General features: G+C 72.2%; 8 protein-coding genes. 6 read left to right on the top strand and 2 right to left on the bottom strand.

The features are described from left to right. Nucleotides 1–422: 422 nt before the first annotated feature. Nucleotides 423–1778 (bottom strand): 4-aminobutyrate--2-oxoglutarate transaminase, encoded by a 1356-nt coding sequence (gene gabT, locus C2142_RS25380; protein ID WP_148645087.1) that lies wholly within the window; start codon nucleotides 1776–1778, stop codon nucleotides 423–425. Nucleotides 1779–2021: 243 nt separating this feature from the next. Between gabT and C2142_RS25385 the strand changes: the two genes are divergently transcribed. The 3 genes from C2142_RS25385 (at nucleotide 2022) to C2142_RS25395 (ending at nucleotide 7545) form a co-directional block, all read left to right on the top strand. Then, nucleotides 2022–4118 (top strand): ATP-binding protein, encoded by a 2097-nt coding sequence (locus tag C2142_RS25385; protein WP_148645088.1) that lies wholly within the window; start codon nucleotides 2022–2024, stop codon nucleotides 4116–4118. Nucleotides 4119–4338: 220 nt separating this feature from the next. Further along, entirely contained in the window at nucleotides 4339–5904 is a 1566-nt protein-coding gene (locus tag C2142_RS25390; protein ID WP_148645089.1) for a PucR family transcriptional regulator, read from the top strand. 198 nt (nucleotides 5905–6102) lie between these two features. Next, the gene (locus C2142_RS25395; protein WP_148645090.1) at nucleotides 6103–7545 is read left to right on the top strand and encodes an aldehyde dehydrogenase family protein; all 1443 of its coding nucleotides are present in this window, start codon (nucleotides 6103–6105) and stop codon (nucleotides 7543–7545) included. Between the two features lie 107 nt (nucleotides 7546–7652). Here C2142_RS25395 and C2142_RS25400 read toward each other — a convergent pair whose 3' ends face one another. After that, a complete protein-coding gene (locus C2142_RS25400) occupies nucleotides 7653–8318 on the bottom strand; it encodes an NAD(P)-binding oxidoreductase (protein ID WP_148645091.1) in 666 nt (221 codons plus the stop codon). 68 nt (nucleotides 8319–8386) lie between these two features. Between C2142_RS25400 and dxr the strand changes: the two genes are divergently transcribed. The 3 genes from dxr to C2142_RS40350 form a co-directional block, all read left to right on the top strand. Next, nucleotides 8387–9616: a 1-deoxy-D-xylulose-5-phosphate reductoisomerase gene (gene dxr, locus C2142_RS25405; RefSeq protein WP_148645092.1), complete on the top strand. Its 1230-nt coding sequence runs from the start codon at nucleotides 8387–8389 to the stop codon at nucleotides 9614–9616. Nucleotides 9617–9702: 86 nt separating this feature from the next. Continuing rightward, on the top strand, nucleotides 9703–11007 hold the full coding sequence (locus C2142_RS25410; RefSeq protein WP_148645093.1) for a M50 family metallopeptidase: 1305 nt from the start codon (nucleotides 9703–9705) through the stop codon (nucleotides 11005–11007). A gap of 142 nt (nucleotides 11008–11149) precedes the next feature. Next, on the top strand, nucleotides 11150–11778 hold a 629-nt coding region (locus C2142_RS40350; RefSeq protein ID WP_241002776.1), incomplete at its 3' end, for a flavodoxin-dependent (E)-4-hydroxy-3-methylbut-2-enyl-diphosphate synthase.

Consider the following 11778-nt stretch of genomic DNA (forward strand, 5'->3'; position numbering starts at 1 on the left):
CTCCGGGGCGGCTCTGATGATCGCCGTTCCGTGCGCCCCGGGGGGTGTGGGTCGGACGGTCGGTCGATCGGCCTTCGGTGTGCGCCGGCCCTTGCGGGACGGCCTGGTTGTCATCGCGGGCGGCACGCGGACCCGCCACCTGGGGCGGTGTTGCGGACGGATCCGTCAATGGCTGAGGCTCGCTGTCCATCTGTCATGACACTACGTCAACAGCCGTGCCGCTCCGAGGAGCTTCAGCGATTCCGCACAGCATCTTCACCCCGGCCGGGCCCCGGTCCGGACGGCCTCGCACACCCGGCCGAACCGGGCCCAACCGGGCCGGGACAGCCGAACGGCCCGCGGGGACGAGAGTCCCGACGGGCCGTTCAGCGCTGTCCGGACATCCCTCCGGCGGGTCTGTGGCGCCCGGTCGGGCGGCAGGCTCAGGCGGTGGTGACGCCCTGGAGCGAGAAGGCACCCTCAAGGATGTCCAGGCCCTCGTTCAGCAGGTGCTCCGGCATGACCAGCGGCGGCAGGAAGCGCAGCACGTTGCCGTAGGTGCCGGCGGTCAGGACCACCAGGCCCTCGGCGTGGCAGGCCTTGGCGATGGCCGCGGTGGCCTCCGCGTTCGCCTCCTTGCCACCCGGCTTCACCAGCTCGATCGCGATCATCGCGCCGCGGCCGCGGACCTCGCCGATGATCTCGAACTTCTCCTGCATCGCCCGCAGGCGGTCCAGCATGATCTCGCCGATCCGCTGCGCCTTGGCGTTGAGGTCCAGCTCCTTCATGGTCTCGATGGAGCCCAGCGCGGCGGCACACGCCACCGGGTTGCCGCCGTAGGTGCCGCCCAGGCCGCCCGCGTGCGCGGCGTCCATGATCTCGGCGCGACCGGTCACCGCGGCCAGCGGCAGACCGCCGGCGATGCCCTTGGCAGTCGTGATCAGGTCCGGGACGATGCCCTCGTCGTCACAGGCGAACCACTGGCCGGTCCGGCAGAAGCCGGTCTGGATCTCGTCCGCGACGAACACGATGCCGTTGGCCTTCGCGAACTCCACGATCGCCGGCAGGAAGCCCTTGGCCGGCTCGATGAAGCCGCCCTCGCCCTGGATCGGCTCGATGATGATCGCGGCGACGTTCTCGGCGCCGATCTGCTTGTTGATGATGTCGATCGCCTGGGCGGCGGCCTCGGCGGCGCAGTTCTCCGCACCGGTCAGCCAGCGGTACGGGTAGGCCACCGGCACGCGGTGGATCTCCGGGGCGAACGGACCGAAGCCCTGCTTGTACGGCATGTTCTTCGCCGTCAGGCCCATGGTGAGGTTGGTGCGGCCGTGGTAACCGTGGTCGAACACCACGACGGCGGTGCGCTTGGTGTAGGCGCGGGCGATCTTCACTGCGTTCTCGACCGCCTCGGCGCCCGAGTTGAACAGCGCGGTGCGCTTGTCGTGGTCACCCGGGGTCAGCTCGTTGAGCTGCTCGGCCACGGCCACGTAACCCTCGTACGGGGTCACCATGAAACAGGTGTGCGTGAAGGCGGCCAGCTGCTCGGTCGCCTTGGCCACCACGGCCTCGGCGCTGTTGCCGACGTTGGTCACGGCGATGCCGGAGCCGAAGTCGATCAGCGAGTTGCCGTCCACGTCCTCCAGTACGCCACCGTTGGCGCGGGACACGTACACCGGCAGCGTGGTGCCGACGCCGGCCGCCACCGCACCCAGCTTGCGGGCCTGCAGCTCCTGCGACTTCGGACCGGGGATCGCGGTGACCAGGCGGCGCTCCTGCGGGAGCGGCGTTGCGGCGCTCATGGGTTTCTCCAGACTTCTCGGCTCGGTGCTTCGCAGGCTACGGCCGCCTTCCCCGGCCAGGCATGCGCCACTCGGTAGCACTGGGCCGTCCGACTTGTCCTAGGCGGCCAGCGCGGGTGGTGCGACTACCCGGAGGCTCCGCTCCACTACATTGAGCGCGGGCGTGTCGCCGGTACGGCGGCATGGGTATGGCGGCACCGACGACGACGGTCGGGCCGGGCGGGCGAGGGAGCGGGGCCGTACATGGAACTGGACGGGGCACGGGGCCACGGCGAGCGGACCACCACCAGACCCTCCACACCCCTGCCCCACCCCCGGCCCCACCACCCCCCCTTCGACCTCCCCGCCTGGGTCGCCGCCCCCCGCCCCGAAGCCCCCCCGGGCATCTACCGCCAGGGCTACCAACAGGTCGACCCGGAACAGGCCGAAGAGGCGAAGGTGCCCACCGGGCCGCTGCTGCTCCGGGCTGCGTTGAACGTGGTCGCAACCGTCGCCACGTACTACATCGGCACTGTGGTGCTGATGTACGCGGCGGGGTTCCTCCTCCGCTGGTTCGACGGGACCTCGCCCGACCAGTTCAACGCGGTGCAGATCCTGATCAATCTGGTCACCGTCAGCTGTGCGGCGGCGGTCTTCTGGCGGACGGGCCGCTGGCGGGAAGTAGCCCGCCGATTCCTGACCCGCGCCGGCTGGCGGCAGAACATCGCTCCTGTGCTCGCACGGGCGATCACCCATGAGGGGTCGGGCCCTGTCAAACCGACGGCATCGCCGGAGGTGCCGCCGGTTGCGGACCCGTGGTTTGCCCAACGTGTTGGCGGTGCCAGCGCGGCAGCGGGGAGGCTCGACGGGGAAGCGGTCGGGGATGTCGACTACGTGCGAATCCAGCGGGCGTGGGAGTCGGCCCAGGCCGACCACGTGTTCGTACCGGCCTTTGTGGAACAGGTGATGGCTCGGGGCGCGGCGGCGTTCAGTCACCCGTCCGGGAGTCGGGAGCTGACCGGGCGGGTTGCGCATCACGACCTGCTGGTGCAGCAGGTGCGGCTCGGGACGACTCAGGATGTTCCGAAGAACCCTCAGACCTACCGGACGACCGGATTCGCGCTTGATCCGACGCTGCTGGGCACTTCGCTCCTTGCGGTCGGCCCAGCGGGGACCGGCAAGACAGCGCGGCTGGCCCGGCCCGCCGTCGAGGCGCTCTGCCTCCAGGCGCTGGCGGGGACGGCGTGCGTGGTGGCGATCGGGGCCGCGGACGCCGATCTCGGCCCGGACTCCTGGTACGACGTGGTGATCGCGCCGGGGGAGTCTGGTTCGGTTTACGGCCTGGACCTCTACGGTTCCACCCAGGACCCGGACGAAGCCGCCGCCCGGCTGGCGGACGCACTGTTGCCGGACGAGCTGACTGCACGCGCGGAGAGTGCCCGGATGGCTCTCCAGCAGGTCGTCGGCCCGTTCCACGCCGCGTACGGTCGCTATCCCGGCGTGCGAGAGCTGCGAGGGCTGCTCTCGGGTGAGGCGGACGTCAGGGAGACGCTGGTGAAGGCCTTGCGGGCGGCCGGCCGGCTGGCAACCTATGAGCGGGACCTAGAACATCGCGACCTGCAACGCGGCCGGGCCGACGACCCGGGGGCACTGCTGGCGGACCGGCTCGCGTTGCTGGACCGGCCGGCCTTCGAAGGGGCGTTCATGACCGACGGCACCGGTCGGCCGCCGTTCGCGATGCGTGCCCTCGACCACCCGCTCCGGGTCAGGGTGAAGCTGCCGGAGCGCAGCCACCCGGAGGCGGCGCGGATGCTGTCGCGGCTGGTGGTGGGTCAGTTCGTGCTGGCGGCGGCTGCCCGTGAGGATCGTTCGCTCTTCGCCGGCCTGGTGGTGGACGACGCATCGGCGGCACTCGACGCGAGCACGGTGCGAGGGCTGCAGCGGATGCGCGGCGCCAACGCCGGAGCGGTTCTGTTGCTGCGCACGCTCATGGACCTGCCCGAGGTGCTGCGGACGCCGTTGTTCGGTGCCGTCGGGTGCCGAATGGTCTTCCCCGGTATTGCGCCGTGGGACGGAAAGTTCTTCTCCGAAGCCTGGGGCACTCACGTGATCCACGAGAAGGTCGTCACCCACGCTCCACTGACGGAGGGCGGAGCCCTCCGGCGGGCCGGGCGGCTGGGCCGGAAGGCGTTGTCGGGGACGACCGCGCAGACCGAGTCGGTGACGACCCGGGACGTGGAGCGGTTGCGCTGGTCGCCGTCGGACCTGGCGCACGCGTTGCCGGCGGGGCACGCGGTGGTGTCGTTGACGGCGGTGTCGGGGGAGCAGGTGCCGCCGCTGCTGGTGGATCTGCGGGGCTGAAGCTCGCCTTCGAGGTGGATTCGGCAGTGCCGGTTGTCCGGGGCGTCCATAATGAGAGGAGAGACCCCTCCCTCAGCCCCGACGCCCCGAAACAGAGGCCCCGAAGCCAATAGGGGGCCCGAAGCCCCGACGTCCTCGTAGCCCACGTAGTCCCCAGCTCCCGCTGCCCTCTCCTCGCCCGGCCGCAACGGCGCGGTCAGGTCGTTCCCTCGAAGGTGCCATGCCTCCCACACTCGCCTCCGTCGTCCGCAACACCTCGCTCCATCTGACGGTTCTCGCCGGTGCGGACCACCTGGAGCGGCAGGTCCGCTGGGTGCACACCAGCGAGCTGGACGACCCGACGCCGTTCCTCGAGGGTGGCGAGCTGCTGCTCACCACCGGCATCAAGCTGGGCCGCACCGCCGCCCAGCTGCAGGCGTACGTGCACCGGCTGGCCGACGCGGGCGTGGTGGGGCTGGGGCTGGGCGTCGGGTTGTCGCACACGGAGGTGCCGCAGCCGCTGGTGGACGCGGCGGCGCAGCGGGGACTGCCGCTGCTGCGGGTGCCCGAGCCGACGCCGTTCATCGCGATCAGCAAGGTGGTGTCGGCGGCGCTGGCGGCCGAGCAGTACGAGGCGGTGACGACCAGTTTCGAGGCGCAGGAGGAGCTGACCCGGGCGGCGCTGGGCAAGGACGGCACCACCGCGGTGGTGCGCCGGCTGGCGGCGCGGCTCGGTGGCTGGGCGGCGTTGTACGACGGGTCGGGTGCGCTGTCGGTGGTGGCGCCGGACTGGGCGGCGCGCCGGGCGGGGCGGCTGGCGGCCGAGGTGGACCGGCTGCGTCGCCGGCCGGCGCCGTCGAGCGCCGCGCTGCAGGGGCGGGCGCCGGGGATAGACACGGCGGACGAGGACTACGTGGTGGTCCAGTCGCTGGGGGCGGACCGGCGGGCCCGGGGCTTCCTGGCGGTGGGGACCGAGGACCGGATCACGCCGACCGAGCGGTACGTGCTGAACGCGGCGGTGGCGCTGCTGACCCTCACCCTGGAGCGCTCGCGGGAGCTGCGGCAGGCGGAGGAGCGGATGGGTGCGGCGCTGCTGCGGATGGTGCTGGCGGGTGAGGTGGCGACGGCCCGGCAGGTGGCTGCGGGGCTGTTCGGCGGGCTGCCGGAGGGGACGGTCCGGGTCATGGTGGCGGGCGCCGGGCAGGGCGTGGACGCCGCGGAGGCGCTGGGCGAGCTGGGTGACCGGGCCGAGCAGGCCGGTGCCCGGGTGGGCGAGAAGCTGTTGGTGGCGCGGGAGGACGGTGCGCACGGGGAGCGGCTGATGGTGCTGGCGCTGGACAACGGTGCGGTGCACCGGGCCTGTCTCGGGGTGGTGGAGGAGCACGAGGGGCTGTCGCTGGGCGTCTCGGCGCCGGCCGCGCTGGAGGAGGCGGGGACGGCGCACGCGCAGGCCGAGCGGGCCTTGGCGGTGGCGCTGCGCGGCGGCCGCCGGTCGGTGGACCACGAGGAGGTGGGGGCGGGTTCGCTGCTGCCGCTGCTCGGGGAGGACGCGGTGACGGCGTTCGCGGAGGGGTTGCTGCGTCCGCTGCGGGAGCACGACCGTACGGCGCGCGGTGACCTGGTGGCCTCACTGCGCGCCTGGCTGTCCAGACACGGTCAGTGGGACGCGGCCGCCGCCGACCTGGGCGTGCACCGGCACACCCTGCGGTACCGGATGCGGCGGGTCGAGGAGCTGCTCGGGCGTTCGCTGGACGACACCGACGTGCGGATGGAGCTCTGGCTGGCGCTGCGCTCCGGCGAGGAGTAGTTCCCCGGCGCTCCCGCGAGGAACGGATCCCCGGCGCTCCGGCGAGGAATAAATCCCCGGGCTGGACGCCGTGGAGTGCCTGCCCGGGCGAACGCTACTTCGTGGCCAATCCGGGTCGGTGCGCCGCCGCCCTACCCTCGGTTCCAGGTCCCACGTCCGTGGGGCCGTGAGGACGACGAGGAGAGGGCCGGTACCACGGTGACCACCACGTACGAATTCTGGCTGGCCGGCCGCCGGGCTAGCGGCGACGCCGACTTCGAGGTGCACAACAGCTGGGACGGCCGCCTGGTCGGCAAGGTCAGCGTGCCGACCGAGGCCCAGGTCGAGGAGGCGCTGGACGCCGCCGTCGCCGCGCTTCCGGTGTTCGCCGCGACCCCCGCGCACGTGCGCGCCGCCGCGCTGGACCACGTGGCCAAGCGCCTGGCCGAGCGCACCGAGGAGATCGCCCGGCTGATCACCGCCGAGAACGGCAAGCCGATCAAGTGGGCCCGCGGTGAGGTCGGCCGTGCCGTCTCCGTCTTCCGCTGGGCGGCCGAGGAGGCCCGCCGGACCAACGGCGAGACCATGCGGCTGGACACCGACCCGGGCGGCGTCGGCCGTTTCGCGGTGGTGCGCCGGTTCCCGCGTGGCGTGGTGCTGGGCATCGCCCCGTTCAACTTCCCGCTGAACCTGGTCGCCCACAAGGTCGCCCCGGCGATCGCGGTCGGCGCCCCGATCATCCTCAAGCCGGCTCCGGCCACCCCGCTCTCGGCGATGGTGCTGGGCGAGATCCTGGCCGAGACGGACCTGCCGGCCGGTTCCTGGAGCGTCCTGCCGGTGCCGAACGACCGGATGCCCGCCCTGGTGCAGGACCCGCGTCTGCCGGTGATCTCCTTCACCGGTTCGGACAAGGTCGGCTACCAGATCATGGACTCGGTGCCGCGCAAGCACACCACCCTTGAGCTGGGCGGCAACGCCGCGGCCGTGGTGCTCGCCGACTGGTCCTCCGAGGCCGACCTGGACTGGGCCGCCACCCGGATCGCGATGTTCGCCAACTACCAGGGCGGCCAGTCCTGCATCTCGGTGCAGCGCGTGATCGCCGACGCGTCCGTCTACGACGCGCTGGTGGAGAAGGTCGTCGCCAAGGTCCGGGCCCAGGTCACCGGTGACCCGAACGAGGACGCCACCGACGTCGGCCCGCTGGTCGACGAGAACGCCGCCAAGCGGGTGGAGTCCTGGGTGGACGACGCCGTCGCCAAGGGCGCCAAGGTGCTGACCGGCGGTACCCGCGAGGGCGCGACCTACGCCCCGACCGTGCTGGCCGACCTGCCGGCCGACGCGATCCTGGCCAAGGCCGAGGTGTTCGGCCCGGTCCTGTCGCTGCACAAGGTGGACGGTACCGACGAGGCCTTCGCCGCCGTCAACGACTCCGACTTCGGCCTGCAGGCGGGCGTCTTCACCCGTGACCTGCAGACCGCCTTCCGCGCCCAGCGGGAGCTGGAGGTCGGCGGCGTGATCATCGGTGACGCCCCGTCCTACCGCGCCGACCAGATGCCGTACGGCGGTGTCAAGGACTCCGGCGTCGGCCGCGAGGGCGTCAAGTACGCGATGGACGACTACACCGTCGAGAAGGTCCTGGTCCTCACCGGCCTGGACCTCTAGGACGAGCGTAGGACGAGCGTCGAGGGGCCCGGTACCGCGCGGAGCGGTGGCCGGGCCCCTCGGCGTGTCCGGGACGGGACCGTGTCCGGGAGGGGACGGGGAGCGGTTCAGCCGTGCCCGGCGGCCGCCGCGACGGCCTCGGCCACGGTGGCGTTGCCGGAGACCAGTTCCAGGGTCTGCCCGGCGGTGCCCGGCTCGTGCAGCAGCGCGGCCAGCACGGCGGCCACGTCGGCCCGGTCCACCGCTCCGCGCCCGACGGACGGGGCGAGCCGGACCAGGCCGGTGCCGGGGCCGTCGGTGAGCCTGCCGGGGCGCAGCACCGTCCACTCCAGCGCGGTGCTCGCCCGGACGGCGTCGTCGGCGGCGCCCTTGGCCCGCAGGTAGGTCTCGAAGACCGGGTCGGCGGGGTACGTCGCGCCGGCGTCGGCGCCCATCGAGGAGATCATCAGGTAGCGCCGGACGCCGGCCAGCCGGGCGGCGTCGGCGAGCAGGACGGCCGCGTCGCGGTCGACGGTGTTCTTGCGGCCGGCGCCGCTGCCCGGCCCGGCGCCGGCGGCGAAGACCACGGCGTCGGCGCCGGCCAGCACCTGGGCGAGTTCGGGGGCGGTGGCGGCCTCCAGGTCGAGCAGCAGCGGCTCGGCGCCGGCGTCCACCAGGTCCGGGGCCTGTTCGGGGCGGCGGATGATCCCGGCGGGCCGGTCGCCGCGTTCGGCGAGCAGCCGTTCCAGCTTGAGCGCGATCTGTCCGTGGCCCCCGGCGATGACGGTACGCATGGCTCCGACGGTAGCGGGAGCACGGACCGGCGTCCTGGGGAGGCCCGCGGGCAGGACACAATGGGCGCATGACTTCGCTCGCGCACCCGCAGCTGCGCTTCACCCCCGTGGTGAAGGACCCTTCCGTCCCCCGGGAGCTGGTGATCCTCGGTTCCACCGGTTCGATTGGCACCCAGGCCATCGACGTGGTGCGCCGCAACCCGGACCGGTTCCGCGTGGTCGCCCTGTCGGCGGCGGGCGGCCGGGTGGAGCTGCTGGCCGAGCAGGCGCTTGAGCTGGGCGTGCACACCGTGGCGGTCGCCGACCCGGCGGCCGAGCCGGCGCTGCGCGAGGCGTTGGCGGCGAAGGCCGCGGGCCGGCCGCTGCCCGCCGTGCTGGCGGGCCCGGACGCGGCCACCGAACTGGCCGCGACGCAGTGCCACTCGGTGCTGAACGGCATCACCGGCTCGATCGGCCTGCGCCCGACGCTGGCCGCGCTGGAGGCGGGCCGGGTGCTGGTGCTGGCCAACAAGGAGTCGCTGATCGTCGGCGGCCCGCTGGTGAAGGCGGTCGCGAAGCCCGGGCAGATCGTGCCGGTGGACTCCGAGCACGCCGCGCTGTTCCAGGCGCTGGCCGGCGGGACCCGGGCGGAGGTCCGCAAGCTGGTGGTCACCGCCAGCGGCGGCCCGTTCCGCAACCGCAGCCGCGAGCAGCTGGCGGGCGTGACCCCGCAGGACGCGCTGGCGCACCCGACCTGGGCGATGGGCCCGGTGGTGACGATCAACTCGGCCACCCTGGTCAACAAGGGCCTGGAGGTGATCGAGGCGCACCTGCTGTACGACGTGCCGTTCGAGCGGATCGAGGTCGTGGTCCATCCGCAGTCGGTGGTGCACTCGATGGTGGAGTTCACGGACGGTTCCACGCTGGCCCAGGCCAGCCCGCCGGACATGCGGATGCCGATCGCGCTGGGCATCGGCTGGCCGGACCGGGTCCCGGACTCGGCGCCCGCGTGCGACTGGACCAAGGCGGCCACCTGGGAGTTCTTCCCGCTGGACAACGAGGCCTTCCCGGCGGTGGAGCTGGCCCGCGAGGCGGGCTCGCTGGGCGGCACCGTCCCGGCCGTCTTCAACGCGGCGAACGAGGAGTGCGTGGACGCCTTCCTGAACGGCCGCCTCGCCTTCACGGGGATCGTGGACACTGTTGCCAAGGTCGTGGCCGAGCACGGAACGCCCGCGGCGGGAACTTCCCTGACGGTCGAGGACGTCCTGCACGCGGAGGACTGGGCACGCGCCCGGGCCCGCGAGCTGGCGGCGGGCTGACGGACCCGGCGCCGCGGCCGGTGACAGACCGCGGTGGTATCCGGTAGGACAGGACGACGGCGGAGCGGCATGACGGAGGAGCATCGGTGGCAACGGTGATGACGGTGGTCGGCATCCTGGTCTTCGCGGTCGGGTTGCTGATCTCGATCGCCTGGCACGAGCTGGGCCACCTCTCCACGGCCAAGCTGTTCGGCATCAGGGTGCCGCAGTACATGGTCGGCTTCGGCCCGACCGTCTGGTCCCGGAAGAAGGGCGAGACGGAGTACGGCTTCAAGGCGATCCCGCTGGGCGGGTACATCCGCATGATCGGGATGTTCCCGCCCGGCGAGGACGGGCGGATCACCAAGCGCAGCAGCTCGCCGTTCCGGACGATGATCGAGGACACCCGGGAGGCCTCGTACGAGGAGCTCCAGGAGGGCGACGAGCACCGGCTGTTCTACACGCGCAAGCCGTGGAAGCGCGTCATCGTGATGTTCGCGGGCCCGTTCATGAACCTGGTCCTGGCGTTCGGGCTGTTCCTGACCTACCTGATGGGTTTCGGGGTCAACATGCCGGTGCCGACGATCGGCACGGTCGCGCAGTGCGTCGTCAAGGCCGGCCAGCCCACCGACACCTGCCCGGCGGGCGCCCCGCTGACGCCGGCCGCCCAGGCCGGGCTGAAGCCCGGTGACAAGGTCGTCTCCTTCGACGGTGACCGGATCCGCGACTACGAGCAGCTCCAGGCGGACATCCGCAGGTCGGCCGGGCGGACGGTGCCGGTCGTGGTCGACCGCGACGGCACGCGGGTGACGCTCACGCCCACCATCGCCGTCAACGACGTGCAGAAGTACGACGGCAACAACCTCCCGGTGAAGGGCCAGACCGTGCAGGCCGGGTTCCTCGGGTTCACCCCCACGAGCGGGGTCGTCCAGCTGGGCTTCGGCCAGTCCGTCGACCGGATGTACGACATGGCCGAGAACGGGGTGAAGTCGCTGGTCGCGCTGCCCGGCAAGATCCCGGGGCTGTGGAACGCCGTCGTGGACGACGCGCCGCGCGACCCGGACTCGCCGATCGGCATGGTCGGCGCCGCCCGGGTGAGCGGCGAGGTGTTCTCCCTCGACATCCCCGGCAGCCAGCGGATCGCGTTCTTCGTGAACCTGCTGGCCGGCATCAACCTGTCGCTCTTCCTGTTCAACATGCTGCCGCTGCTGCCGCTGGACGGCGGCCACATCGCGGGCGCGCTCTGGGAGTCGGTCCGCCGGCGTTTCGCGCAGCTGTTCAAGCGGCCCGACCCGGGGCCCTTCGACGTGGCCCGGCTGATGCCGCTCGCCTACGTGGTGGCCAGCATCTTCATCGGCTTCACCCTGCTCGTCCTGGTCGCCGACCTGGTGAACCCCGTCAAGATCAGCTGAGGGTGCGGGTACGGCTGGTGTGCCCAAGCCCACCACCGTGCCGTACCGTTGGGGGCCGGGTGCGCGTTCGTCCGCACGCCCGGCCCCGGCCTTCCCGAACGGCCGGACCGATCTCACCTCAACCCCGGGGAACCCTGCGCACATGACCGCGATCTCGCTCGGTATTCCGTCCCTGCCGCTCAAGCCGCTCGCCAAGCGCCGTTACTCCCGGCAGATCATGGTCGGCAACGTTCCGGTCGGTGGTGACGCGCCCGTCTCCGTGCAGTCGATGACCACCACGGTGACCGCGGACATCAACGCCACGCTGCAGCAGATCGCGGAGCTGACCGCGTCCGGCTGCCAGATCGTCCGGGTGGCCTGCCCGTCGCAGGACGACGCCGACGCGCTGCCGATCATCGCCAAGAAGTCGAAGATCCCGGTCATCGCGGACATCCACTTCCAGCCGAAGTACGTCTTCGCCGCGATCGACGCCGGCTGCGCCGCGGTCCGCGTCAACCCGGGCAACATCAAGGCCTTCGACGACAAGGTCGGCGAGATCGCCAAGGCCGCCAAGGACGCCGGCGTCCCGATCCGGATCGGCGTCAACGCCGGCTCGCTCGACAAGCGCCTGCTGGAGAAGTACGGCCGGGCCACCCCCGAGGCGCTGGTCGAGTCCGCGCTCTGGGAGTGCTCGCTGTTCGAGGAGCACGACTTCCGCGACATCAAGATCTCGGTCAAGCACAACGACCCGGTCGTGATGATCAACGCCTACCGCCAGCTCGCCGCCGCCTG

The sequence above is a fragment of the Streptomyces sp. CB01881 genome, from assembly GCF_002953255.1.
Lineage (GTDB): Bacteria > Actinomycetota > Actinomycetes > Streptomycetales > Streptomycetaceae > Kitasatospora.